The sequence below is a fragment of the Streptomyces sp. genome (assembly GCF_035644915.1).
GTDB lineage: Bacteria > Actinomycetota > Actinomycetes > Streptomycetales > Streptomycetaceae > Streptomyces.
This window is the reverse complement of the sequence record NZ_DASQNP010000006.1, coordinates 1-23,722: the sequence shown is the minus strand read 5'-3', so window position 1 is coordinate 23,722 and position 23,722 is coordinate 1. Positions and strand designations below refer to the sequence as shown.

Below are 23,722 nucleotides of genomic sequence, written 5' to 3'. Positions count from 1 at the left end.
ACGGGGCGGTCCGGGAGCACCACCCGGCGTAGCGGGGCCGGAGCGCTCCACCGCCGGACGTCCGCCCGGCCGTACGGGTCGGGGTCCGGGCGGCGCGGCCCCTAGGGGACGGGGGCGTGCGGCCGCAACCCCGGTGGTACGCCCGGGTGCCCGGCCGCGACCCGGGGGGTAGCGCGGGTGACCGCCGCAGGCCGACGCGCGGGACGGAGGCGTGCGCCGACGGTGGTGGCGTGGATGGTTCCGAAGCACTCGACCTCGCCCGGTGGCAGTTCGCCCTCACCGCTGCCGCGCACTTCCTGTTTGTCTCGCTGACGCTGGGACTGGCCACCTTCGTGACCGGCCTCCAGACGTGGGCGGTGCTGCGCAGGGGCGGGCGCGGCGGCCGGGACGCGGAGCGTGACGCGCGCATGGTGCGCTTCTGGGGGCAGCTCTACGTCATCAACTACGCGGTCGGGATCGTCACCGGCATCGTCATGGAGTTCCAGTTCGGGCTGGCCTGGAGCGGGCTCGGGCACTACGCGGGGAACGTCTTCGGCGCCGCGCTGGCGATGGAGACGGTCGTCGCGTTCTTCGTGGAGTCCACCTTCCTGGGACTGTGGATCTTCGGCTGGCACCGCTTCGGCCCCCGGCTGCACTGCGCCCTGCTGTGGGTGGTCACCGCCACGGCGTACCTGTCGGCGTACTGGATCCTGGTCGCCAACGGCTTCCTCAACCACCCCGTCGGCTACACCGAGACCGGGCACGGCATCGAACTGACCGACGCCGCCGCCGTCCTGACCAATCCCAGCGCGCTGCTCGCCTTCGGGCACATCGCGGGCGGCGGGCTGCTGACGGCGTCGTTCTTCGTGGCCGGGGTCAGCGCGTACCACCTCTTCCGGCGCCGTTCCCCGGAGGCGGACACCGCCCTGTTCCGGCGGTCCCTGCGGATCGCGGTCTTCGCCGCGCCGCCCGTGCTGCTGTGGACGGCGGCCTTCGGCGGCGTCCAGCTCTCCGCGATCGCCGGCCACCAGCCGATGAAGGACGCCGTGTGGAAGGCGGAGACCGCCGAGATCGCACGGCTCCAGGCGGAGCTGGTGGAGCGGTTCGGGCCCGGCGACTACGTGCCCTCCGAGGGCCTGACCCGCGGTGCCGCGCTGGTGATGCTCCTGGTGTTCGCGGTGATGCTGTACGCCGCCTGCGGCTCGGCGCTGCTGGCCTGCTTCCGCCGGGCCGTGCACCGCTTCCGCCCCTGGCACCTGCTGCTGATGGCCATGGTGCCGCTGCCGTACGTCGCGATGACCGCGGGCTGGGTCTTCCGGGAGGCGGGACGGCAGCCGTGGGTGGTCCACGAGCTGCTGAGGACCGAGGACGCCCTCTCGGAGATGTCGGCCGGCGCGATGCGCACCTCGCTGACCGTCTTCACCTCGCTCTTCGCCCTGCTCCTGGCCGTCAACTGGTGGCTGCTGCTGCGCACCGCCCGCCGCGGCCCGGGGGCCGTCGCGCTGGGGCGGGACGAACGGGTGCCGGACGGCGAGCCGTCCACCGGACCCGAGCCCCTGCCCTCCTACTGACCGCAGCCGACCGGGAGTCCGCCCATGGAAATCCTCGCCGCCGCCCTGCTGGGCTTCTTCACCGTCGGATACCTCGTGCTCGGCGGCGCCGACCTCGGCGTCGGCATGCTGCTGCCCTGGTTGGGGCGCGACGGGCGCGAGCGGCGGCTCGTCCTGGCCGCCATCGCGCCGTTCTTCCTGGGCAACGAGGTGTGGCTGGTCGCCGCCGCCGGGGTGTTCATCGGCTGCTTCCCGGCGCTGGAGGGCGAGCTGTTCAGCGGTCAGTCCGCCGTCCTGGTCCCGCTGCTGGCGGGCTGGATCGTGCGCGACGCGGGCCTGTGGTGGCGCGGTCGCACGCCGTACCGCGCCTGGCGCGCGGCCTGCGACGGCATGGTCGTCGCCGGGAGCTGGACCGCGGCGCTCTCCTGGGGGCGGCTGTTCGCCGGGCTGCTGACCGGCGATCCCGCCGAACCGGCCACCGGTCCGGCCGCCGTGCTCACCTCGCTGGGCGTGGCCCTGCTGTTCGCCGCCCACGGGCTGGCCTTCGGCGCGCTGCGGCTGACGGGCCCGCCGTACGAGCGCGCCCGGCTGCCGACGGGCCGCACGGGCGGGTGGCAGACCTTCGCGCTGACCTCCCTGGTGATGGCCGCGCTGCCGCTCGCCGCCGGCGCCCGGCTGCCGCTGGCCGGCTCGGCGGCCACCGGCCCGGCGCTGGGGCTGCTGGTGACGGCGCTGCTGGTGGTCACGCCGCCGCTGGTGGCCGCCCAGGTGTGGCTGTGGCGGGTCTTCCGCGGCCGGGTCACCGGTCCCTCCTTCCTGTGACCCCCGATCCCCCTCCTCGCCCGTCCTTCGATCCGCGGAAGCGGAGAACCGGAGCAGAACCTGACATGAAACACGTACTCGCCGCGCTCGGCGGCGCCGTCTGCGGCTTCCTCCTCGGCGAGCTGATCGCCGTGGCCGCCGGGGTGACGGCCGAGGTCGTCCTCGACGCGTCGATGCCGTTCGCGCTCAAGCTGATGCCCCTCTACCTGGCGGTGGCCGGGGCCGCTGCCGGCCCGTACCTCCTCCACCGCAGGCTCCACCGCGGATCTCACCGCGGGCCCCACCGCACGCAGGGAGACGTCCGATGACCCCGGCGGAACGCGCCACCGCCCCCACCGCCGCCTCCCGTGCGAGCGTCTTCGAGCGGATCGCGGCGGCGGCCCACCGGCACCGCCGGCGGGCGCTGGCCCTGTGGGCGGCGCTGCTGGTCGGCGTGCAGGTACTGGCCGGGGCCGTCGGGGACGACTACCACAACGACTTCTCCCTGCCCGGCACCGAGTCCCAGCAGGCCGGCGAACTCCTGCGGGAGCACGGCTCGGCGCAGGCGGGCGCCGAGATACGGATCGTCCTCCACGACGAGGACGGGGTGCGGTCGGCGGAGCACGCCGAGCGCGTCGGCGCGATGCTGGCCGAGGTCGCCGATCTGCCGCACGTCACCGGGGTCCAGGACCCGTACCGGGACGGGGGCGGCCGGGCGGTCTCCGAGGACGGCACGACCGCCTACGCCACCGTCACGCTCGACGGGCAGGCGGAGAACGTCCCCGTCGAGGCCACGCGGCGGATCATCGACACCGCGAACGAGGCGGAGGGCGACGGGCTGCGGGTGGAGCTGGGCGGCGACGCCGTCCGGGTGGCCGAGGGGGGCGCGGGCGGCGCGGCCGAGGGCGCGGGCATCCTCGGGGCGCTGGTGATCCTGGTCTTCCTGTTCGGATCGCTGGTCGCCGCCGCCCTGCCCGTGGTCACCGCGCTGTTCGCGGTGGGCAGCACGCTCGGGCTGATCGTGCTGGCCTCGCACCTGGCCTCCGTCGCCGACTTCACCCCGCCGGTGATGATGCTGGTGGGGCTGGGCGTCGGCATCGACTACGCCCTGCTGGTCTTCTCCCGCTACCGTGCCGAACTCCTGCGCGGCGCCGACGGCGAGAGCGCGACCCGGACCGCGCTGGACGCGGCCGGCCGCACCGTCTTCTTCGCCGGCTGCACGGTGATCATCGCCCTGCTGGGGCTGGTGGCGCTGGGACTCGGCTCGCTCCAGGGGGTGGCGCTGGCCGTGGCCCTGACCGTGCTGGTGACGATGCTGGCCTCGCTGACGCTGCTGCCCGCGCTGCTCGGCGTGTTCGGCGGCCGCATCCGGCGCGGCGTGGAGAAGGGCCGGGCCCGGCGGGAGGCGAAGGGCCGCGACCTTGAAGAGGGCGCCGGCTGGCGCCGCTGGGCGCGGGCGGTGCAGCGGCGGCCGTGGGCCGCGCTGCTGGTGTCGGTCGCCGCGCTGGGCGCGCTGGCCGCGCCCGCGCTGGACATGCGCCTGGGCTTCGCGGACGCGGGCAACGACCCCGCGTCCTCGACCAGCCGGGCGGCGTACGACCTGCTGGCCGACGGCTTCGGCCCGGGCTTCAACGGCCCGCTGGTGGTGGTCGCCCACACCGGCGGCGGCGGTGACCGGCCGGCCCGGGCCGCGGCGGACGAGCTGCGCCGCACCCTCGCCGGCACCCCGGGCGTCGCGGCGGTGACGCCGCCGATCCCGACCAGGGACCCGGCCACGGCGACGGTGATCGCCTTCCCCGCGTCGGCGCCGCAGGACGAGGAGACCTCGGAGCTGGTCGCGGACCTGCGCCAGGACGTCCTGCCGCCCCTGGAGGAGTCCACCGGCGCCCGCTTCCTGGTGGGCGGCCCGACCGCGGCCACGGAGGACTTCGCGGCCACCGTCGAGGGCCGCATGCCGCTGTTCGTCGCCCTGGTGGTGGGCCTGTCCGCGCTGCTGCTGATGGTGGTCTTCCGCTCGCTGCTGATCCCGCTGAAGGCGGCCGTGCTGAACCTGCTGAGCATCGGCGCCTCGCTGGGCGCGATCACGCTGGTCTTCCAGCACGGCTTCCTCGGCCCCGAGCCGGGGCCGATCGAGGCGTTCATCCCCGTGATGATCTTCGCGATCGTCTTCGGCCTGTCGATGGACTACGAGGTCTTCCTGCTCTCCCGCATCCACGAGGAGTGGCGGAACACCGGCGAACCCGCCCTCGCCGTCCGCGAGGGACTGGCCCACACCGGCCGGGTGATCACGGCCGCGGCGGCCATCATGATCGTGGTCTTCGCCGCGTTCGTCCTCAGTCCGGACCGCATGCTCCAGCAGTTCGGCCTGGGTCTGGCGGTGGCCATCGCCCTGGACGCGGTGGTCATCCGCTGCCTGATCGTCCCGGCGGTCATGCAGCTCCTCGGCCGCCGCGCCTGGTGGCTGCCGCGCCCGCTGCGGCGCCTCCTGCCGGCGGTGGAGCTGGAGCGCCACCAGCAGCCCCGCTAGCCCAGGCCGGCCCGGTCCCCGCTCCCCGCGGGGCCGGGCCGGTACGGCCGCACCGCGCCGGGCCCGCGCGGGCCTCAGGGCGCGCGCGGGCCGCCGAACGCCGCGTACGCCTCCTCGATCTCCCCCGGGCCCGGCACCGCGCCGAGCCCCAGGACGTCCGCCGCCCGGTGCAGGACGCGGTGCACGGTCTTGGCGGTCCGGCGCAACTGGTCCTCGCGGTCGGCCGGTTCGGTGTCGGCGAGCTTCTGCGCCTGGCGGACGACGTCGGTGTAGACCGACTGCACCCGCTTGTACGCGAGGTAGCGCGGCAGGTCCTCCCCGGCGGCGGCGCCGGCGCCGGGCAGGACCGCGTCCACCGCCGCCCGCCAGCGCTCGACCACCTCGCCCTCCTGCGAGGGCGGGTAGCCCATCAGGTACAGGTGGGTGGCCAGGTCGTAGAGCGGGTCGCCGATCATGGCCAGCTCCCAGTCGATGGTCCACAGCCGGTCCGCCGCGTCGACGATGAAGTTCGCCCGGTGCAGGTCGCCGTGGATCAGGCAGAACGGCCGGGGGGTCAGCTCCCCGGCCTCGGACCACAGCCGGGACCCGGGGCGCAGGACGTCCGGCGGGATGCGCAGCCGCTCGAAGAGCCCGCCGTACTCCGGGAGCCGCTTCAGGTAGCAGTGCCGGTGGGTGAAGTCGATGAGGGTCCGCAGGAACGCGGAGCTCTGCCGGTCCCCGGGCCGTTCCCGGGGGGTGCAGCGGCGCGGCGCGGTGATGTCCCCGGCGCGTACGGAGGCCAGCTCCCGGAAGCGCCGCATGATCTGCGCGAGGTGGGTCCCCGCGATCCTCGTGCCGACGGGGGACAGCTCGGTGAGCACCCGTCCCTCGATGTAGTCCTGGACCACCGGGCCTCCGCCGTCCAGCCGGCGGGCCGACGGGATGTACGACATCCGCCGCCGGTTCAGCTCCACGAGCAGCTCCTCCTCGGAGCGGAAGCAGCGCCGGTCGAACCAGAGGACGCCCTGGCGGGGCTCGTTGAGCTTGACCCGCCCGCGGCCGTCCGGCCCGGGGACCACGTGCCAGATGCGGTGGTGCCCTTGGAAGGCGGAGGGTCGGGACATGGGAGCGGTTCGGACTCTGTCGCGGGGCGGGAGGGGTGCGGGGAGGGTACGGGGGAGCGGCGGGGGTGGAGGGGGTGAAGATTACCGCTCCGGGCGGTCCGTCACGGCGCCCGCACCAGGATCGTCACCCGAAGGTCGGCGCGCCCACCGCGGTCAGCACCTCCTGGAGCGAGGTGACGACGTGCTCGGCGCCCGCGGCGCGCAGCTCCCCGGCCTTCCGCTCGGTGCGGCCGTACCCCAGGAAGCGGACGCCCGCCGCCTCGGCGGCGATCCGGTCGACCGGGCTGTCGCCGATCATCAGGGCGCGCCCGGGCGTGGTGCCGGTGGACTCCAGGGCGCGGTACAGGCAGTCGGGGTGCGGCTTGAGCAGCCGGGTGTCGGATCGGCGGCCGTGGATGTGGCCGGCGAAGTGCGGGGTGAGGCCGTGGCGGGCCAGGTAGCGCTCGACCGCGAGCGGCGCGTTGTTGGTGGTGACGGCGAGCCGCCGCCCGGTGGCGGCCAGGGCCCGGACGAGCCGGTCCGCGAACCGGGTGGGCGAGGCGGTCCCGGCCGCCTCCGCCTCCTCCTGGGTGAGGGTCCGCTCCACGAGCGCGGCGAGTTCGCCGCCGGGCCGCGCGGCAGCCACGGCGCGCAGGATCACCTGCGGGTCGTCGGTGGAGCGGACCTCCTCGGTGAGGAGACCGCCCTCCCCGCGCTCCTCGATCAGGCCGCGGAGCCGTTCGGCTATCCCGGAGGAGGGACGGCCGGCGAAGAGACGGCATATCGGGCCGTCGAAGTCGAAGAGGACGCATTCGGCTGCGTCGATCAGCTCGTACATCTAATCGAGTGTCAGGGGTTGGGCGATGCTTGACCAGAGCGAGTCGAACCACGCCCGGGTCTCCGCGACGAAGGCGGCCTCCTGCTCGTCCCGGCTGTCCGGCCCGCGGGAGTGGCGGAAGATCGGTGCCTCCAGCCCGAGCACGTCGTAGATCTCCATGGGCTCCCCCCGGTACTCCACGGTGCGGGGGACCACCTTGTAGAAGCCGAGCAGCGCCTCGGTGCCGTTGAGCAGGTAGAGCTTGTGGGTCGGGGTGATCGGCACGGTCCGGATGCCGAGGGAGACCTCCGGCACGATGCCCCCCTCCTCCAGGGCCCGGAGGGAGTACGTCAGCGAGCGGCAGAAGGTGAGGGCGAGCTGGTGCAGCCGCTCCAGCGGGCGCCGGTCGTCGGGGGTGCGCACCAGCCGGGGGAGCCCCAGGTGGCTCTCCAGGCTGGGCAGCAGGACGCGGACGGTGATCGACCGGGGGGCGCCCGCGCCGCCGTGGAGGACGATCAACTGCTGGGCGAGGGCCGAGTTCAGGGTCTCGGAGGTGAGGCAGAAGGCGTCGATCGTGACGTGTTCGGCCTGGAAGGCCGCCCTGATGCGGTCGGTCAGCTCGACGCCGGCGATCCGGGGCTGGTCGTGGGCCAGGGCCCGTTCGGCGACCGTGGGCGGGGCGCCGCGGCCGGTGCCGGTGAGCAGGCCCTCCCTCCGGAGGGCGTCGATGGCCTGGCGGACGGCCGTGCGGTTGGTGTCGAACTCGGCGGCCAGCTCGTGCTGGGTGGGCAGCTTGGCGCCCGGGCGGAGGTCACCGGAGAGGATGCGGTCACGCAGGGCGTCGGCCACGCGGTCGCTCGACGGGGGCTGCGCGCCGTTGGCGGCGGGGCTGTCGTGGCTCACGGAGTGACCGTACAACTTCTGGCCATTGAGTGGGAGTTGGCCTCCATCTGTTTTGAAATTTCACTCAACTGGGAACAACTATAAGTAAGTTGGCGAACAACTTCGGGGAGTTGGAAGGATCATCCCCCAGTTGGCTGCGATGTCCCCCCATCATGCGCACTGTTGCCGACCGACGGCGTAGGGGCGTGGTCCCGACCGCCACCACTCGTCCCGACGAGCCTCCCGGAGGAGGGACCGCCATGCCTGTCTACGCTCTCGCACTCGCCGCCCTTGAAGAGCTCATGGAATCCCGCTTCGGACTGCTCGGAGTCTTCGGCCTGGTGATGCTGACCATCGGCTACCGCGAGAAGAACGCCACCTACAGCTCCATCGGCGCGGTGGTGCTGACGCTGCTGGTCCTGCCGGTGGCGTGAGAACGGAGTGGGGAGCGGGACGCCCTCCCCACCGGGTGCCCCGCCGAACCGATCCGAACGCGCCCCTGGTCCGTCAGAACTCGTCCGGGCACCAGGGACGGCGGGCCGTGCGCAGCAGGACGTCCGCCAGGGCCGCCGCGCCGGGGCGCTCCTCCGCCAGCCGGCCCAGCGCCCGCAGCCGCGACGCGGACGCCTCGCCCAGGTAGAGCGAGCCCAGCGCGCCGACGTCCATCGACAGGTCGGCGGAGCGCGTGGTGGGCGCGCAGGCGGCGCCCTCGGGCGTGGCCTCCAGCAGGAAGCGGCCCCCGGCCAGGCCCACCGGGTCGTGCAGGTCCAGCACGAGGGCGCCGGAGACGGGATAGGCGCGGGCCCGGAGCAGCGCGGGGACGTCCAGCGGACGCAGCCACAGGAAGTCCGCGTGGGTGTCGGTCCGGGCGGCGCGCGCGTCCGGCAGGAGCTGCGGCAGCAGGTCGTCGGGGGCGCGGCGGCCGGTGTGGACCGTGGAGACCCAGTCGACGGACAGCAGGTAGTGCCACAGGGCGCGTTCGGCGGCGGGCGTGGCGGCGATCAGGTCGCGGACGTGGAGGTTCACATACGGCGCCTTGCCCTCCCAGTGGTCGTCCGCCGTGTACGTCGCCAGACCCTGCACCTGCCCGGCGGCGTCGCGGTAGAGGACGTGGAAGGGCTGCTTCCAGCCGCTGCCGGGCCAGGTGAGCGCACCGGTGTGCAGCTTCCACCAGCGCTCGGTGCGGTTGATCATCCCCTGCCGGTCGGGCAGGGCGCGCACCCGCTCGTGGAGGGCGGCCCCTTCGGTGCGCATCTCCGCGCCGTCGGCGAAGTCGATCCGGGCGCCCGCCTCCTCGGGCCCGGACCAGCGTGGGTCCAGCCCGGCGCGGTCGGCGTTCACCCGCCAGCTGGTGAACCAGGCGGCCGGGCCGTAGCCGTAGCGGCCGTAGATCGGGTACTCGGCGGAGTCCAGCGTGGAGCAGACCTCCCCGCGTTCCTTCCCCGCGGCCAGCGCGTCCGTCATCATCCGCGTGAGCAGCCCGCGGCGGCGGTGGGTGGGGGAGACGGTCACGTTGGTGACGGCGCAGGAGGCCACCGCCGCCCCGCCGGGGACGGTCAGCCGCTGCGGGAGCGTGCGGAAGGTGGCGACGCAGCGACCGCGGTCGAACGCTCCCAGCGTGCGGTCCAGGTCCGCGCCGCCGCGCCGGGCCCTGATCTCCTCCTCGGTGACCTCCTCGGAGCGCAGGAACCCGGTCCACAGGGCGCGCAGCCACTGCGGATAGTCGTCTTCGGTCAGGGCGCGGACCTCGGGGATGCCCGGGCGGCTGTTCGCGTGCATGGGGGCACGCTACGGCCGGCGGGCTCAGAACGTCGCGCGGATTTCCCCGACCTTCCCGCCGCCGCCCGACAGCGGCGCGTCGGCGATCCCCGCCAGGACGGGGGAGTCCACGCCCATCCTCGCCAGCGCGCGGGCCAGCACCGGGCCGAGCGCCCGCTGCGCACCGTCGTCGATCTTGAACGCGAGGGCGCGGCCGTCGGGCAGGGCCACCGCCTGGACCGCCTCGGCGCCCATCTTCGCCAGGACGCCCGGCACCTCGCGCATCAGCCGGGTGTCGATGCGGCGGGTGCCCGCGACGTACTCGGGGTGGGCGCGCATGGCGTCCGCGACCCGGCGCTCGGGGGTGCCGGGCGCGGCCAGCACGCAGGCGCGGAAGGCGCGGGCCAGGCCGGTGAGGGAGAGGGCGAACAGCGGTGCGCCGCAGCCGTCCGTCCCGGTGTGCGCGACCGGCTCGCCCGCCGCGGCCTCGACGCTCTCGCGGACCAGCACCTGGAGCGGGTGGCCGGGGTCGAGGTAGTCGCCGCGCGACCAGCCGTTCACCGCGCAGGCGGCGAGCATCGCGGCGTGCTTGCCCGAGCAATTCATGGCGGTGCGGGAGGCCTGCCCGCCCGCCGCCAGGAGCCGGTCGCGCTCCTCGCGGTCCAGCGGGAGGTCGGGCGGGCAGCCCAGATCGTCCTCGGTCAGGCCGTGTTCGGCGAGCATCTTCCGGACCAGCTCCAGGTGGAAGGGCTCGCCGGAGTGGCTGGCGGCGGCCAGCGCCAGGCGCTCGCCGGACAGTTCCAGCCCCGCGCGCAGCACGGCCGCCGCCTGCATCGGCTTGTTGCAGGAGCGGGGGAAGACCGGCTCGGTGACCTCGCCCAGCGACCAGTCCACCCCGCCGTCCCGGTCCAGCACCACCAGCGAACCGCGGTGCCGGCCCTCGGTGAACCCGGAGCGGACGACCTCGGCGAGGACCGGGGGCGCGGCGGCGGGGGACGCCCCGGAACGGGCGGCGGGCATGAGGGTGGTCATGGGCGGCCTTCCCTGGGTGGAGGGGGGACGACTGCCCCCGGGGTCAGGGAAGCAGGTCGTCCACGCGTGCTTCCCCCTCACGGTACCTGCGCGCGATCTCGGCGCTGCACCCGTTGGCCGTCCGCTGGAGCGCCCGGCGGCGCCGGGAGATCTGGTGCTCGTACTGGCCCAGCCGCGCCATGGCGGCGTGCAGCTCCTCGTCGGTGCGGGCGGTGAGGTCGGACAGCTCGACCTCGGCCAGCATGTCCTCGGCCAGGCGGCGGTACTCCTCGCTGCGCGGCGTGCGGAGCGTCACGTGGCGGGCGGAGCGCGTGGAGCCCCCGCCGGGGGGCGGGGCGTCGGCGAGGATCTCCGCCAGCCGGTCGATGAGGGGGACGTCCGCGGCGCTGCGGCGGATCAGTTCGGCGCGGAGGATGTCGATCCGCCCCTGGAGCAGCCGCCGTACGTAGCTGAGGTCCGCCTCCTCCTGCTGCGCCTGGCGGCGCAGCTCGCGCAGTTGGGGCAGCCGCAGGCCGGTCAGCTCCGGCGGCTCGGTGTCGCGCAGGACCGCCGGGAGCGCGCCGCGGTACCGGTCCGGCGGGTGCGGGGCGCTCCCCGCGGGCTGTGTGTGCTGCGCGCCCGGTGCGCCCGGTGCGTGCGTTCCGGTCCCCCGTGCCGTGCGGGCGGTCGGTACGGCTCCGGGCGTCCGCCCGGTTCCGGCAGTGCTCATGGTTCTGTGCCCCTCATCCCCTTGCGCCGTGGATCACAACGGAACGCCACGGTCCGTCACGGATGCGCCGCGTTGGCCACCGTGCGCACCGTGCTGCACGCATCGTGCCACCGCGGGCACCCTCCGTGCAGCGGGGGCCACCCGTCCGGCGGCCTGCCGCGGGCCCGGGCCGGGACGCGGCATGATGGTCCGCATGCGAGCTGTGGTGCAGCGGGTCAACGGTGCCCGGGTGGTGGTGGCGGGGGAGACCGTCGGCGAGATCGTGGGGGAGGGCCTGTGCGTCCTGGTCGGCGTGACCCACGACGACACCCCGGAGACGGCGGACAGGCTCGCCCGCAAACTGTGGGGACTGCGCGTCCTGGAGGGCGAGAAGTCCTGCTCGGACACCGGGGCGCCGCTGCTGGTGGTCAGCCAGTTCACCCTCTACGGTGACGCCCGCAAGGGGCGCCGCCCCACCTGGAACGCGGCCGCCCCCGGCCCCGTCGCCGAGCCCCTGGTGGACGAGGTGTGCGCCCGGCTGCGGGCGCTGGGCGCGCACGTGGAAACGGGCCGGTTCGGAGCGAAGATGGAGGTCTCGCTCACGAACGACGGCCCGTTCACGGTGCTGCTGGAGGTCTGAACCCTTCGCCACCGGGGGCTACTTCACCGAGCCCGCCATGACGCCCTGGACGAAGTGCTTCTGGAAGGCGAAGAACACCACGAGCGGGACGACCAGGGAGAGGAAGGCCCCCGGCGCCAGGATCTCGATGTTGCTCCCGAACTGGCGCATCTCCGACTGGAGCGCCACGGTCAGCGGCTGCGAGTCGCTGTCGGCGAAGATCAGCGCGACCAGCATGTCGTTCCACACCCACAGGAACTGGAAGATGGCCAGGCTCGCCACGGCGGGCCGGCCCACCGGCAGGACGAGCTGGACGAAGATCCGCCACTCCCCGCCGCCGTCCATCCGCGCCGCCTCCAGCATCTCGCGCGGGATCTCCGCGAAGTAGTTGCGCAGCAGGAAGATGGCGAACGGCAGGCCGTAGGCGATGTGGAACAGCACCACGCCGGGGATCGTGCCGAACAGCCCCACCGCGCCGAACATCTTGGCGACCGGCAGCAGTCCGACCTGGACCGGCACCACGAGCATGCCGACCACCAGCAGGAAGATCCAGTCGCGGCCGGGGAACTCCAGCCAGGCGAACGCGTAGCCGGCCAGGGCGGCGATCACCACCACCGCGACGGTGGTGGGCACCGAGATCAGCACGGTGTTCCAGAACGCCTCGCTGATCCCGGAGTCCTCCAGCAGCGCGGTGTAGTTGTCGAGCGACAACTGGCCCGGTTCGGTCAGCGCCGTCCACCAGCCGCTGGTGGCGTTGGCCTCCTCCGAGCGCAGGGAGGACAGGAACAGGCCGAACGCGGGGGTGAGCCAGACCAGGGCGACCACGGCCAGGAACGCCTGGACCGCGCCCTTGCCCAGCCAGTGCCCGAGCCGGGCGCCGGCCGGCGCGGCCGGACGGCGCTGCCGTACGGCGGCGGGTGACGCGGCGGCGGGCCCGGCGCCCGCGTCCGCCGCCGCGGGCGCCGGGGTCTGTGTGACCGGCCCTGCCTCCGGTCCCTTCTCGACGGTGCCGTCGACGGTGCCGTGGGTGGTCATCGCTGGCTCCTGCGGAAGCGTCGGATGTTGAAGATCATGGCCGGGACCACCAGGAGCAGCAGCAGGACGCCGATGGCGCTGCCCAGGCCCTGGTTGTTGCCGCCGCCGAAGGAGACCAGCCACATCTGCATGGCCAGCACGTTGGCGTCCTGCAGCACGGGCCCCGGGGCGATGATGTAGACGAGGTCGAAGACCTTCATCACGTTGATCACCAGGGTCACGAAGACCACGGTCAGCACGGGCGCGAGCAGCGGCACGGTGATCCTGCGGAAGATCTGCCACTCGTTCGCGCCGTCCATCCGCGCGGCCTCCAGCACGTCCCGGGGCATCGCCGAGAGGCCGGCGCCGATGAGCACCATCGCGAAGCCCGTCCAGATCCACAGGTAGGCGCCGATGATGGCCGGGGTGACCAGGGCGGGGCCCAGCCAGGAGACGCCGCCGTAGGGTTCGGCGAAGTTGGCCGCCGGCAGCCGCAGGGCGTACGAGCCGCCCTCCAGCCCGGTGATGCGGAACGAGCCGTCGGCGGCGGTGGTGGCCTTCCCCACCACCGTGCCGTCGCGGACCGCCTCGACCTTCATCCCGGGCAGTCCGCGCTCGCCCTTGTCGATCCGGCCCGGCTCACCGCCCCCGCCGGGGGTGAAGTCGAGGTGGACGGTGCCGGCGAGGACGCCGTCCCCGGCCTTCGGGGCGGTGGCGGCCGGCTCGGCGTCGGCGGGGACCTCCTTGGGCGGCACGCCGACGATGCCCAGCGAGACCGTACGGCCGGGGGACAGGTTCGCGGCCGTGCCGTACGAGCCGTCCTCGGCCTTGGTGAGTCCGCTCTCCTCCCGGGCGCGGGCGCCGGGGTAGGCGGGGCGGTCGGCGAAGGTGTCGTGGACGCCGACGACGACGGCGTTGAGGATGCCGCGCTCGGGGTCCTGCTCGTAGGTGATGCGGAAGATGATGCCGGCGGCGAGGAAGGAGATCGCCATCGGCATGAACATCAGCAGCTTGAACGCGGTGGCCCAGCGCACCTTCTCGGTGAGCACGGCCAGGATCAGGCCGAGCCCGGTCAGCAGCGCGGGGGCGACCACGACCCAGACCGCGGTGTTGCGGACCGCCTTGAGCGTCGTCGGGTCGCGGAACATCTCGACGTAGTTGTCGGCGCCGACGAACCGGGTGCCGGAGGCGTCGAAGAGGCTGCGCCCGACGGAGAACAGGATCGGGTAGACGACCAGCGCGCCGAGCAGCAGCAGCGCGGGCAGCAGGAAGAGGGCCGCGACGAGCCTGCGGCGCCGCCGGGCGCGCCGCACGGGGTCGGTGGTCTTCGCGGAGGCGCCGGCCGGGGCCGGCGGGGCGCCGCCCGCTGTCGCGGGCGGCGCGGCGGGAGCTGTGGCGGACATGGCTCCCCCGCCTCAGCTCTTCTTCCAGGCCTTGGCCGCGGCGGCCTCCAGCTCCTTCGCGGTGGCCTTGGGGTCGGAGGGGTCGCGCAGGAAGTCCTGGAGGAGCTTCCACTCGCCCGCGCCCTGGGTGCCGCCGAAGGCGGCCGGGGCCTGGTCGGACATGTCGAACCGCAGGCCGTCACCGGCCTCCACCAGGGACTTCGCGGTCTGCCGGGTGATCTCGTCCTGGTAGGCGTCCAGGCTGACCTCCTTGTTGGGGGAGAGGAAGCCGCCCGCCTCGGCCCACACCTCCGCCGCCTCGGGGGTGGCCAGGTACTCCACGAACCTCATGCCGCCCTCGGCGTTCTTGCCGTCCTTGAGGACCACCGCGGCGTCACCGCCGCCGACCACCGGCGGCTTCCCGCCGTCCACGGCCGGGAAGGGGAAGAACTGGGCGTCCTCGCCGACCTTCTTGCCGAACTGGCCGGAGATCAGGCCCGCGACGAAGTCGCCCTCGTAGACCATGCCCGCCTTCGGGTCGCTGCCGAAGACCTTCTCGACGGACTCGGGGAAGTCGGTGCGCAGCGCGCCGGAGCCGCCGCCCTCCACCAGCTCCTTGTCGCCGAAGAGTTCGCCGAGGGTGGTGAGCGCCTTGACGACGCTGGGGTGGGTCCAGGGGATCTCGTGGGCGGCGAGCTTGTCGTACATCTCCGGGCCGGCCTGCGAGAGGTAGATGTTCTCGAACCAGTCGGTGAGCGGCCAGCCGGCCTCGCCGGCGACGGAGAAGGCGGCCAGGCCGGAGTCGGAGAGGGTCCGGCCGGCCTTCAGCATTCCGTCGTAGTCCTTCGGCGGGGTGACGCCCGCCTGCTCGAACGCCTCCGTGCTGTACCAGACGGTCGACTTGTGGGACGCCTTGAAGTACAGGCCGTAGAAGGTCCCGTCGACCGTGCCGTAGTCCTTCCACACCGGGGCGAAGTGGTCGCCGGCCAGGTCGTCGGCCTTCTTCGACAGCGGCTTGAGCCAGCCCTTCTCGGCGAACTGCTGGAGCACGCCGACCTGCGGGACCATCACCACGTCCGGCGCGTTGCCGCCCTGGATCTTGCTGCCCACGACGGTGGAGACGTTGTCGCCGGTGGAGACGAACTTCATCTCGGCGCCGGTCTCCTCCGCGAAGGCGTCCATGACCTTCTTGAAGTTCTTCTGCTCGACGCCGGTCCACACCCCGGCGACCGTGATCGTCTGGCCCTTGAGCTCCTGGGTGCCGGAGCCGGAGTCGGCGGCCGTGCCGCCGCCGCAGGCGGTCGCGGTCAGCGCGAGCAGGAGCGCCGCCGCACCGGCGGTCGCGGCGCGTTTCGGGGTCATGGACATCTGCAATCCCTTCGGTTGTTCACCGGCCGGGCGGCCGGAGGGTGGTGCTAGGGAGGTTCTTCGGGAAGGTTCAAAGGGGCTCGGTGGTCTTTCGGGAGGTTCAGCGGGAGCCGGGCGCGCTGTCGGTGACCCACCAGGCGGTGGTGGAGCCGGGGAGCACCCCGTCCGGGCACTCGCCGCTGGACAGCAGGGGCGTGCCGGGCACCGGGGCGGGCACGGGGGAGGTGCCGAAGTTGACCGCGCAGACCAGGCCCTCGCCGCGTTCGAAGGCCAGCACCCCGGGCGGGGACTCCAGCCAGCGCAGCGTCCCCTCGCCGAGCTGGGGCAGCCCGCGGCGGAGCTGGAGGCCGTCGCGGTAGAGGTGCCAGAACGAGCGGGTGTCGGCCAGCGCCCGGTCCGTGGCGTGCTCGGCGAACCACTCGGGCTGCGGCAGCCACGGGCGGGCCTCCTCCGCGCCCGAGGTGAAGCCGAAGGGCGACGCCTGGCCCGACCACGGCAGCGGCACGCGGCAGCCGTCGCGGATGCGGCGGCGGCTTCCGGTGCGGCGGAAGATGGGGTCGGTGAGCACCTCGTCCGGCAGGTCCACCACCTCGGGCAGGCCCAGCTCCTCGCCCTGGTAGATGTAGGCGGCGCCGGGCAGGGCGAGCATCAGCAGGGCGGCGGCGCGGGCGCGCGCCGCGCCGAGGTTGGGGTTGGCGTCGCCCGTCTCGGAGTACGGGCCGTCGCCCGCGTACCGGGTGACGGTCCTGACCTGGTCGTGGTTGTTGAGCACCCAGGTGACGGTGGAGCCGGTGCCCGCGATGTCGGTGAGGGCCTCGTCGATGACCTTGCGGAAGGCGTCCACGTCCCAGGGGGCGCTGAGCAGGTGGAAGAAGAACGCCTGGTGCAGCTCGTCGGGGCGCACGTACTTGGCGTGTTCGCGGGCGGTGGGGACGGACACCTCGCCGACCAGCAGCCGTTCGCGGCCGTCGCGGGCGGCGTACTCGTCGCACAGCGCGCGCCAGCGGCGCCACACCCCGTGCACCTCGGGCTGGTTCCAGGCCAGTGGGTTGACCGAGTCGCGGGCGCGCTCGTCGGCCTCGGGGTCGGGGGAGTCGGGCAGGTCGGGGTGCTTGAACAGGCCGGCGGCGACGTCCACGCGGAAGCCGTCCACGCCCCGGTCCAGCCAGAACCGCAGCACCCGGTCGAAGTGCTCGGCGACGGCGGGCTCGCGCCAGTTGAGGTCGGGCTGCTCGGGCGTGAACAGGTGCAGGTACCACTGGCCGGGGGTGCCGTCGGGCTCGGTGACGCGGGACCAGGCGGGGCCGCCGAACATGGCCCGCCAGTTGTTGGGCGGCTCCTCCCCGTCCGGTCCGCGGCCGTCGGCGAAGTGGAAGCGGGCGCGGTGCTCGCCGCCGGGGCCCTCGGCCAGCGCGGCGCGGAACCAGGGGTGCTCGCTGGAGCAGTGGTTGGGGACGATGTCGATGACGACCTTCAGGCCCAGCCGGTGGGCGGCGGCCACGAGCCGGTCGAACTCCTCCAGGTCGCCGTAGACCGGGTCCACGTCGCAGTAGTCGGCGACGTCGTAGCCGTGGTCGTGCTGCGGCGAGGGGTAGAAGGGGCTGAGCCAGATGCCGTCCACGCCCAGTTTCTTCAGGTACGGCAGCCCGGCGCGGACTCCGGCCAGGTCGCCGATGCCGTCCCCGGTGCTGTCGAGGAAGCTGCGGACGTAGACCTGGTAGATGACCGCGTCCCGCCACCAGGTCCGTGCCGTGCCGGGCACGGAACCGGCCTGGGGACGGGGCGAGATGCCGTGGTGGGTCGTGGCTGTGAGCATCCCTGGTGATCCGTCTCCTGCTTGGAAGGCGCATACGGCTGCTGCCGCCGTTATGCATGCATGTTAAGTAGGGGTGACATTCCAGTGTCAACGGATAGTTGAAAAGCCGTCCGTTTATGCCGGATATGACCGAAAGGCGCGGCTGTGCAGAGGTCTTGAGTTACCTAACCGGTAACTAATAATGTGGCGACGGGTCCAGACGGGGGATCACCCTTCGCGGGCGATGGACCCCAACTCCCGCGCCAGGCGGGCGACCGCCTGGCGCGGGGTCTGACGCCCCGCCATCGCGTCGTGCACCACGGCCTGCACCACCAGGCTCACCTGGTCGTACCGCGGGCTCTTGGGACGCGGTTCGGCCGCCAGGACGCTCCTGCGCAGCGTCGGCAGATAGGGGAAGTCCCGCACCAGCTCCGGATCGGAGTACAGTCCGGCCCGCACCGGCGGCAGCGCGCCCTCGGTGAGCACCCGGCGCTGCACCGGCTCGCTGGTGAGGTACGCGATCAGGTCGGCCGCCGTCTCCGGGTGCCGGGAGTGGGTGTTCACCGCGAGGTTGGAGCCGCCCAGCACGCTGACGCCCGGCCCGTCGGGCCCCGGCAGCGGCACCGCGCCGAACTTCCCGGCGACCTTCGAGCCCTCGCCGTTGGCCACGGCGTACACGTACGGCCAGTTGCGCAGGAAGAGCAGCCGCCCCTGCTGGAACGCCAGCCGCGACTCCTCCTCCTTCCAGCCCAGGGACTCCTCGGGGATCCAGCCCTCCCGCACCCCGTCGGTGAGGAAGCGCAGCCCCTCCCGGGCCGGGGCCGAGTCCACGGTCACCCGCGCGCCCTCGTCGCCGAGGATGGAGCCGCCCGCGGACCGCACCACCTCGGTGACGTTGGCGGTCAGCCCCTCGTACGGCAGGAACTGGCCCGCGTAGCCCTCCAGGCCGTGCCGGGGCGCGACCTCCTTCGCCAGCCGCTCCAGCTCCGCCCAGGTGCGCGGGGGCTCCTCGCCCTCCGCCGCCAGCACGTCCGAGCGGTAGTACAGCAGCCCGGCGTTGGTCACGTACGGGACGGCGTACAGCCGGCCGCCGAAGGTGGCGGTGTCCACCACCGGCGGCAGGAAGCTGTCCAGCGGGAAGCGGCCGGGGTCGACCGGGGCGATCCAGCCCGCCGCCGCGAACTCCGACGTCCACGCCACGTCGATGTTCAGCACGTCGAAGCGGCTGCTGCCCGAGCGCAGGCTGGTGACCATCTGGGCGCGGGTCTCGTCCGCGGAGTCCGGCAGCTCCACCAGGGTGGCTTCCTCGCCGGGGTGCGTGCGGTTCCAGTCGTCCAGCACCGGGTCGAGGTAGTCGGTCAGGTCCCCGGCGGTGACCAGGGTGACGGGCCCGCGCCCTCCGGTGTGCGCGGCCGGCTCACCGGCCGGGGCGCCCAGTCCGGCGTAGCCGGCCAGGACGACGGCGGCGGCCAGGAGTCCCCTCCCCGCGGCCCGTATCCACCGCATAGGTGCCTCCCCGTGCACCGGCTCTCCTCGTCGAGCGCCGGACGTCCAGCCCATACATACCCGTTAGGCATGGGCGATACTAGACGCCGACCGGGCACCACCGACAGGTGGCTGACAGGACCGGTTTCGGCATGGGACGGGGAGGAAGGAGAGCGCGCGTGCGTCTGCCGCTCCTGGCCCTCCTCGCCGCCGGTCCCGCCCACGGATACGAGCTCAAGCAGGCCCTTGAGAAGCTGCTGGGCGCGGCGTACCCTCAGCCGAACATCGGGCAGATCTACGTCACGCTGGGCAGACTGGAGAAATCCGGGCTGATCGCGGGCGAGGAGGTCGCCCAGTCGACCCGGCCCAACAAGAGGATCTACCGCCTCACCGACGCGGGTCGCGAGGCGGTGCGGGCCTGGTTCGACGAGCCGACCGACGAGCCGCGGGTGCGCGACGAGTTCTTCATGAAGCTCGCGCTCGCCCCCCAGAGCGGGCTGGCCGACCAGATCACCCTGATCAACAAGCAGCGCCGCCAGTACCTGAACACCATGCGGGCCCTGTCCAGACTGGCCGCCACCGAGGACCGGGACAACCGGGTGGCACAGCTCCTCATCGAGGGCGCGATGCTGCACCTCCAGGCCGACCTCGACTGGCTGGAGCGCTGTCAGGAGGAGTTCGAATGAGCCGTGCCGAGGAGTCCGGCGCCCGTCCCGCCGCGGAACCGGCCGCGTCCGCGGCGCAGTCCGAGCCCGCCCCGCACCCCATCGTCCGCGCCGAGGGCCTGGTCAAGACCCACCACGGCGAGGGCGCCCCGGTGAAGGCCGTGCGCGGGGTGGACCTGAGCGTGGCGCGCGGCGAGTTCGTCGCGGTCACCGGCCCCTCCGGCGCGGGCAAGTCCACGCTGCTGCACCTGCTCGGCGGGCTCCAGAAGCCGGACGCCGGCAGCATCTGGTTCGACGGCACCTGCCTGGACTCCTACGGCGAGTCCGACTGGGCGGTGCTGCGCCGCCGCCGCATCGGCATCGTCTTCCAGTTCTTCAACCTCGTCTCCAACCTGACCGTCGCCGACAACGTCGAACTCCCCGCCCTGCTGGCCGGGCACGGCCCGCGGCAGGCCCGCGCCGCCCGCGAGGAGCTGCTGGCGGAGCTGGGCCTGACCGGCAAGGAGCGCAGCATGCCCGGCGAGCTGTCCGGCGGCGAGCAGCAGCGCGTCGCCCTGGCCCGCGCGCTGGTCAACAACCCCGCCCTGCTGCTGGCCGACGAACCCGCCGGCAGCCTGGACAGCAAGGGCACCCGCGAGGTGCTGCGGCTGCTCTCCCGCTTCCACCGGCGCGGCCAGACCATCGTGCTGGTCACCCACGACGCCCGGATGGCCAGCGCCGCGGACCGCGTGATCAGCTTCTTCGACGGCCGCATCGTCGACGACGCGACCCTGGACGCGGACGACGGCCGCCGGCCGCGCCGCGCCACGGGCGTGGCCGACGTACTCGAGCTGAAGGACTGACCGACCGTGCGCGCCACCCTGCGCTGGGCCCACGCCGACCTGCGGGCACACCGCGGCGAGGCGCTGTTCATCGTCCTGGCGACGGCCGGGATCACCGCCTCGCTGCTGCTGGCCGCGGCGCTGTTCTCCTACGCGGCCAACCCCTGGCAGCGGATCTTCACCCAGTCCGAGGGCGCGCACGTGTGGATCCACACCCGCGCCGGCGCCGAGCCGGGGGAACTGGCCGACCTGGAGGGCGTCGCGGGCGTCGCCGGCCCCTTCGACACCGCCCGCACCGCCGTGGAGCTGGGCGGCGCCCGGGCGACGGTGGAACTGCGGGCCACCGGACCCAAGCCGCCCGACGTGGGCCGCCCGCTGGTCGGCGACGGCCGCTGGCTGCGGCCGGGCGCCGCCGACGAGATCGTCCTGGACGCCTCGCTGGCCCGCGCCCTGTGGGCCGAGCCCGGCGACGCGCTCACCGTCCGGGACGCCCGCGGAACCGAGCGCGAGCTGCGCGTCGTGGGCGTCGCCGACACCGCCGAACCGCGGTACGTGCCCGGCGAGACGCCCGGCGTCGGCTGGCTGCTCCCCGAGGGCCTGCGCCGGGTCTCGCCCCCGCCCGAACGCACCGGGCAGACCGTCGGGCTGCGGCTGGACGACCCCGGCGACACCGACTTCATGATCCAGCGGGCGGTCACCGCCCTCGGCGCCGACCAGGTGACCGAGGTGACCCGCTGGCAGCAGGCCCGCGCCGACGCCGAGGGCGAGGGCCGGCTGCTCGGGCTGCTGCTCGGCCTCTTCGGCCTGGGCGCGCTGCTGGCCGCCGCGCTGGCGGTGGCCGGGGCGATCAGCACCCGCATCCACGGCCACCTGCGGGACATCTCCGTGCTCAAGGCCATCGGCTTCACCCCCGCCCAGGTCGTCCGCGTCTTCCTCGTCCAGCACCTGGGCTTCGCCCTCCTCGGGGTCGCCGGCGGCGCCGCCGTCACCGAGCTGGTGGGCGCCGGCATCCCCGGCCGGATCGGGGAGGCGGTGGACCTGTGGCGGAGACTGCCCGGCCACACCTGGGCGGTGCTGGGCACCACGGCCGGCACGGTGCTGTTCATCGCCGTGGCCACCTCCCTGGCCGCCTGGCGGGCGGGCCGGGTGCCGCCGGTGCCGGTGGCGCGCACGGCGGTGCCGCGCGGCCCGGGACGGCTGACGGCGGTGGAACGGCGGGCGCTGGGCGCGGGACTGCCGCCCGCCCTGGCGCTCGGCTGGCGCGGCGCCTTCCCCGGCCGGACCCGCTCGCTGGCCGCCGTGGGACGGCTGGCCGTACCGCTGATGATGATCACGGTCGCGCTGGGCGCGTGGGCCACCCTGGACCGCTTCCAGAGCCACCCCGAGGAGATCGGCCTCCCCGCCGCGCTCACCGTGCGCGACGGCTCCCCCGGCGGCCCCGGCGACCGCGCGGAGACCCGGCGGCTGCTGGCCGCGCACCCGGACGTCACCGCCGTCCACCCGGGCGCGGAGGTCGCCGCGCTGGTCCCGGGCCAGACCGGCACCATCACCCTGCGCGGCCTGGGCACGGACGAGGAGCCGTACCCGTTCGCCCTCGCCGAGGGACGGCTCCCCAACGGCCCGGACGAGGCGGTGGCCGGCCAGGGACTGCTGGACCTGCTGGAGGTGGGCATCGGCGACTGGGTGCGGATGACCGTCCAGGGACGGCCCCAGATCCTGCACATCGTGGGCCGCAGCATCGAGCCCGAGGACGGCGGCCGGACGATCTCCACCTCCCTGGACAACCTGGATCTCGGCGGACCCGGCACGACCGAGCCCGACTTCCACCAGCTCGTGCTGCGCGAGGACGCCGACGCCGCGGAGGTCGGCGCCGACCTGGTGGCCTCCTCCGGCGGACGGCTGGAGGTCCGCGAGGTCGCCAACCCCGCCGACGGGCTCTCCGCCGTCCGCGGCGTCGTCGCCGGACTGATCACCGTCCTCGCCCTGATCGGCCTCACCGAACTGTCCACCACCATCGGCGCGCGGGTGCGCGACCGCGGACGCGACCTGCTGGCGCTCAAGGCCATCGGCCTGTCACCGCGGCAGATCGCCGGGGTGATCGTGGTGTCCACCGGCTTCACCGCGCTGGCCGCCGCCGTGGTCGGCACGGCCGTCGGCGTCGTCGCCGGCAACTGGCTGATCGACGCCCAGGGCCGCTCCAGCGGCATCGGCGCGGGCATCGCCCAGCCGCCGTCCCCGGGCGCCCTGCTGCTGGTGATCGCGGTGGCCCTGGTGGGCGCGGTCGCGGCCTCGGTCGTCCCGGCCGCCCGCGCGGCCCGCCGCCGCATCGCCGACACCCTCAGCGAGACGCTCTGAGGGCCCGGGCGGCCGGTTCCGGCCCGGGGCCGCCCTCACGGGTGGACCCTCACAGGTAGAGCTGCCGTCCGCAGTCGCGGCAGTGGACCTTGCCGCCGCGCTTCTCGGTGCGCCGGTGCTCGCACGCCTTGGCCGTGGTCAACGCGTCCTCCTGACCGGTAGGGCCGTGAGGGACCGGTACAGCGTGCGGCGGGGCGCCCGGTGACGGCCGGGGCCGTGCGCGGGCAGGGCGTGCGCGGCGTGCGCGGCGGTCCGGACGCGGTCGGCGGGGACGTCCCGGACGTGGCACTGGACGCGGACCATGTGCACCAGTTCCGCGATGCACGAGCCGCACGCGTACATATCGCCCGTCGCACCGGGGGTGTGGACGGAGCCGATCCACAGCACGCGCACCCCCTCGCGCCGGCAGTACAGCCAACAGCCGCCCGTCACCCAGCCGTTGGCGTCGTCCGTCTGCGCGGGGAGCGGCCACGCGTCACGCCACGGACGCTCGACGGCCGGGGCGAAGGTCATGCCGCACCCCTGGCGACGACGGCCGCCAACCGGCGGGCCACGGGCGGGGAGCACTCGCCGAGGACCACCCGGGCGTAACCGGGCCCGTCCGTGCGCACGGGGGTGCGGACGTCCATCGCCGGGAACTGGACGCCCGCCCGCCGCAGGGCCGCGGCGAGCGCGTCGCGCGCCGCCTCGGCCTCCCTGACCCCTCCGTGGGCCGCTCGTCGTTCTGTTGCCATGTGGCCGCCTTCATCCGCAATGCCCCTGCGCGGGGTGTGATGTGAGTACTACGCTGCGTGTCGCACGTGCTACGAGCATGGACTCGCAGCGGAGCACGCGCACCCCGGCGGGCCCCCGCTTCCCCGCCGTACGGGGGGCGTTTCCACACCTTCCACGAGGAGATCGCCATGCCGCCGAGACGAGTGGTCACCGGCCGGAGCCAGGAGCCGCGCCGACGGTTCGCGGAGGAACTGCGGACGCTGCGCACCGAACGGGGCGACAGCCTGCGGAAGTTGGGCGAGGTGCTGGGATGGGACTGGTCGCTGTTCGGCAAGATGGAGAGCGGCCAGACCATCGGCAGCCCGGAGGTCGTCCAGGCCCTCGACCA

General features: G+C 74.1%; 23 protein-coding genes. 10 read left to right on the top strand and 13 right to left on the bottom strand.

The genetic code is table 11. The features are described from left to right. The first annotated feature begins 230 nt into the window (after positions 1 to 230). The 4 genes from VE546_RS01085 to VE546_RS01070 all read left to right on the top strand — a co-directional run bounded on the left by VE546_RS01085 (position 231) and on the right by VE546_RS01070 (position 4,857). Positions 231 to 1,550, top strand: a complete 1,320-nt coding sequence (locus VE546_RS01085) for a cytochrome ubiquinol oxidase subunit I (RefSeq protein ID WP_324916745.1) — start codon at positions 231 to 233, stop codon at positions 1,548 to 1,550. 24 nt (positions 1,551 to 1,574) lie between these two features. Next, on the top strand, positions 1,575 to 2,351 hold the full coding sequence (locus VE546_RS01080; RefSeq protein ID WP_324916742.1) for a cytochrome d ubiquinol oxidase subunit II: 777 nt from the start codon (positions 1,575 to 1,577) through the stop codon (positions 2,349 to 2,351). A gap of 65 nt (positions 2,352 to 2,416) precedes the next feature. Continuing rightward, positions 2,417 to 2,659, top strand: coding sequence for a DUF5957 family protein (locus VE546_RS01075; protein WP_324916739.1), 243 nt, complete (start codon positions 2,417 to 2,419; stop codon positions 2,657 to 2,659). Further along, positions 2,656 to 4,857 (top strand): MMPL family transporter, encoded by a 2,202-nt coding sequence (locus VE546_RS01070; protein ID WP_324916736.1) that lies wholly within the window; start codon positions 2,656 to 2,658, stop codon positions 4,855 to 4,857. The genes VE546_RS01075 and VE546_RS01070 overlap by 4 nt, the downstream gene beginning before the upstream one ends. Before the next feature lie 74 nt (positions 4,858 to 4,931). Here VE546_RS01070 and VE546_RS01065 read toward each other — a convergent pair whose 3' ends face one another. From VE546_RS01065 to VE546_RS01055, 3 genes are all read right to left on the bottom strand, one after another. Continuing rightward, entirely contained in the window at positions 4,932 to 5,960 is a 1,029-nt protein-coding gene (locus tag VE546_RS01065) for a phosphotransferase (RefSeq protein ID WP_324916734.1), read from the bottom strand. Positions 5,961 to 6,084: 124 nt separating this feature from the next. Further along, entirely contained in the window at positions 6,085 to 6,777 is a 693-nt protein-coding gene (locus VE546_RS01060; RefSeq protein ID WP_324916731.1) for an HAD family hydrolase, read from the bottom strand. After that, positions 6,778 to 7,659, bottom strand: a complete 882-nt coding sequence (locus tag VE546_RS01055; RefSeq protein ID WP_324916728.1) for a winged helix-turn-helix domain-containing protein — start codon at positions 7,657 to 7,659, stop codon at positions 6,778 to 6,780. Between the two features lie 239 nt (positions 7,660 to 7,898). Here VE546_RS01055 and VE546_RS01050 point away from each other — a divergent pair, with 239 nt between their 5' ends. Continuing rightward, positions 7,899 to 8,072, top strand: a complete 174-nt coding sequence (locus VE546_RS01050) for a hypothetical protein (protein ID WP_324916725.1) — start codon at positions 7,899 to 7,901, stop codon at positions 8,070 to 8,072. Between the two features lie 73 nt (positions 8,073 to 8,145). On the opposite strand, the gene VE546_RS01045 is transcribed toward VE546_RS01050, so the two are convergent. Genes VE546_RS01045 through VE546_RS01035 form a run of 3 tightly spaced genes read right to left on the bottom strand, consistent with a single transcriptional unit; the run spans position 8,146 to position 11,137 of the window. Continuing rightward, a complete protein-coding gene (locus VE546_RS01045) occupies positions 8,146 to 9,417 on the bottom strand; it encodes a GNAT family N-acetyltransferase (RefSeq protein ID WP_324916722.1) in 1,272 nt (423 codons plus the stop codon). Positions 9,418 to 9,441: 24 nt separating this feature from the next. Further along, a complete protein-coding gene (locus VE546_RS01040; protein WP_324916719.1) occupies positions 9,442 to 10,428 on the bottom strand; it encodes an asparaginase in 987 nt (328 codons plus the stop codon). Positions 10,429 to 10,471: 43 nt separating this feature from the next. Then, positions 10,472 to 11,137, bottom strand: a complete 666-nt coding sequence (locus VE546_RS01035) for an ABC transporter substrate-binding protein (RefSeq protein ID WP_324916717.1) — start codon at positions 11,135 to 11,137, stop codon at positions 10,472 to 10,474. Positions 11,138 to 11,330: 193 nt separating this feature from the next. On the opposite strand from VE546_RS01035, the gene dtd reads away from it, so the two are divergent. Beyond that, a complete protein-coding gene (dtd, locus tag VE546_RS01030) occupies positions 11,331 to 11,756 on the top strand; it encodes a D-aminoacyl-tRNA deacylase (RefSeq protein WP_324916714.1) in 426 nt (141 codons plus the stop codon). Positions 11,757 to 11,774: 18 nt separating this feature from the next. Here the strand turns inward: dtd and VE546_RS01025 are convergent, their stop codons facing one another. From VE546_RS01025 to VE546_RS01005, 5 genes are all read right to left on the bottom strand, one after another. Further along, entirely contained in the window at positions 11,775 to 12,770 is a 996-nt protein-coding gene (locus VE546_RS01025) for a carbohydrate ABC transporter permease (protein ID WP_324916711.1), read from the bottom strand. Then, the gene (locus tag VE546_RS01020; RefSeq protein ID WP_324916708.1) at positions 12,767 to 14,152 is read right to left on the bottom strand and encodes an ABC transporter permease subunit; all 1,386 of its coding nucleotides are present in this window, start codon (positions 14,150 to 14,152) and stop codon (positions 12,767 to 12,769) included. The genes VE546_RS01025 and VE546_RS01020 overlap by 4 nt, the downstream gene beginning before the upstream one ends. Positions 14,153 to 14,164: 12 nt before the next feature. Continuing rightward, a complete protein-coding gene (locus VE546_RS01015; RefSeq protein ID WP_324916706.1) occupies positions 14,165 to 15,493 on the bottom strand; it encodes an ABC transporter substrate-binding protein in 1,329 nt (442 codons plus the stop codon). A gap of 106 nt (positions 15,494 to 15,599) precedes the next feature. Then, on the bottom strand, positions 15,600 to 17,315 hold the full coding sequence (locus tag VE546_RS01010; RefSeq protein ID WP_324916704.1) for a glycoside hydrolase family 13 protein: 1,716 nt from the start codon (positions 17,313 to 17,315) through the stop codon (positions 15,600 to 15,602). Between the two features lie 207 nt (positions 17,316 to 17,522). After that, entirely contained in the window at positions 17,523 to 18,800 is a 1,278-nt protein-coding gene (locus VE546_RS01005; RefSeq protein WP_324916701.1) for an ABC transporter substrate-binding protein, read from the bottom strand. Between the two features lie 158 nt (positions 18,801 to 18,958). On the opposite strand from VE546_RS01005, the gene VE546_RS01000 reads away from it, so the two are divergent. From VE546_RS01000 to VE546_RS00990, 3 genes are read left to right on the top strand one after another with little or no spacing between them, the layout of a single operon-like run. Further along, positions 18,959 to 19,465, top strand: a complete 507-nt coding sequence (locus VE546_RS01000; protein WP_324916698.1) for a PadR family transcriptional regulator — start codon at positions 18,959 to 18,961, stop codon at positions 19,463 to 19,465. Beyond that, positions 19,462 to 20,286, top strand: coding sequence for an ABC transporter ATP-binding protein (locus tag VE546_RS00995; protein WP_324916695.1), 825 nt, complete (start codon positions 19,462 to 19,464; stop codon positions 20,284 to 20,286). The genes VE546_RS01000 and VE546_RS00995 overlap by 4 nt, the downstream gene beginning before the upstream one ends. Before the next feature lie 6 nt (positions 20,287 to 20,292). Next, complete coding sequence (locus VE546_RS00990) at positions 20,293 to 22,620, top strand: ABC transporter permease (RefSeq protein WP_324916692.1); 2,328 nt, start codon at positions 20,293 to 20,295, stop codon at positions 22,618 to 22,620. Between the two features lie 138 nt (positions 22,621 to 22,758). Here the strand turns inward: VE546_RS00990 and VE546_RS00985 are convergent, their stop codons facing one another. Beyond that, complete coding sequence (locus VE546_RS00985; protein ID WP_324916690.1) at positions 22,759 to 23,133, bottom strand: hypothetical protein; 375 nt, start codon at positions 23,131 to 23,133, stop codon at positions 22,759 to 22,761. Continuing rightward, entirely contained in the window at positions 23,130 to 23,354 is a 225-nt protein-coding gene (locus VE546_RS00980) for a hypothetical protein (RefSeq protein ID WP_324916687.1), read from the bottom strand. Before VE546_RS00980 ends, VE546_RS00985 begins: the two co-directional genes overlap by 4 nt. A 168-nt stretch (positions 23,355 to 23,522) precedes the next feature. Here VE546_RS00980 and VE546_RS00975 point away from each other — a divergent pair. Further along, the coding region (locus VE546_RS00975; protein ID WP_324916685.1) for a helix-turn-helix transcriptional regulator at positions 23,523 to 23,722 on the top strand (200 nt) is incomplete at its 3' end.

Coding starts and splice junctions, on each gene's coding strand:
- VE546_RS01025 (WP_324916711.1), bottom strand. CDS start 12,770: ATGACCACCCACGGCACCGTCGACGGCACCGTCGAGAAGGGACCGGAG.
- VE546_RS01075 (WP_324916739.1), top strand. CDS start 2,417: ATGAAACACGTACTCGCCGCGCTCGGCGGCGCCGTCTGCGGCTTCCTC.
- VE546_RS01045 (WP_324916722.1), bottom strand. CDS start 9,417: ATGCACGCGAACAGCCGCCCGGGCATCCCCGAGGTCCGCGCCCTGACC.
- VE546_RS01005 (WP_324916701.1), bottom strand. CDS start 18,800: ATGCGGTGGATACGGGCCGCGGGGAGGGGACTCCTGGCCGCCGCCGTC.
- VE546_RS01080 (WP_324916742.1), top strand. CDS start 1,575: ATGGAAATCCTCGCCGCCGCCCTGCTGGGCTTCTTCACCGTCGGATAC.
- VE546_RS00980 (WP_324916687.1), bottom strand. CDS start 23,354: ATGGCAACAGAACGACGAGCGGCCCACGGAGGGGTCAGGGAGGCCGAG.
- VE546_RS01065 (WP_324916734.1), bottom strand. CDS start 5,960: ATGTCCCGACCCTCCGCCTTCCAAGGGCACCACCGCATCTGGCACGTG.
- VE546_RS01040 (WP_324916719.1), bottom strand. CDS start 10,428: ATGACCACCCTCATGCCCGCCGCCCGTTCCGGGGCGTCCCCCGCCGCC.
- VE546_RS01050 (WP_324916725.1), top strand. CDS start 7,899: ATGCCTGTCTACGCTCTCGCACTCGCCGCCCTTGAAGAGCTCATGGAA.
- VE546_RS00995 (WP_324916695.1), top strand. CDS start 19,462: ATGAGCCGTGCCGAGGAGTCCGGCGCCCGTCCCGCCGCGGAACCGGCC.
- VE546_RS01020 (WP_324916708.1), bottom strand. CDS start 14,152: ATGTCCGCCACAGCTCCCGCCGCGCCGCCCGCGACAGCGGGCGGCGCC.
- VE546_RS01035 (WP_324916717.1), bottom strand. CDS start 11,137: ATGAGCACTGCCGGAACCGGGCGGACGCCCGGAGCCGTACCGACCGCC.
- VE546_RS01015 (WP_324916706.1), bottom strand. CDS start 15,493: ATGACCCCGAAACGCGCCGCGACCGCCGGTGCGGCGGCGCTCCTGCTC.
- VE546_RS01070 (WP_324916736.1), top strand. CDS start 2,656: ATGACCCCGGCGGAACGCGCCACCGCCCCCACCGCCGCCTCCCGTGCG.
- VE546_RS01060 (WP_324916731.1), bottom strand. CDS start 6,777: ATGTACGAGCTGATCGACGCAGCCGAATGCGTCCTCTTCGACTTCGAC.
- VE546_RS00985 (WP_324916690.1), bottom strand. CDS start 23,133: ATGACCTTCGCCCCGGCCGTCGAGCGTCCGTGGCGTGACGCGTGGCCG.
- dtd (WP_324916714.1), top strand. CDS start 11,331: ATGCGAGCTGTGGTGCAGCGGGTCAACGGTGCCCGGGTGGTGGTGGCG.
- VE546_RS01010 (WP_324916704.1), bottom strand. CDS start 17,315: ATGCTCACAGCCACGACCCACCACGGCATCTCGCCCCGTCCCCAGGCC.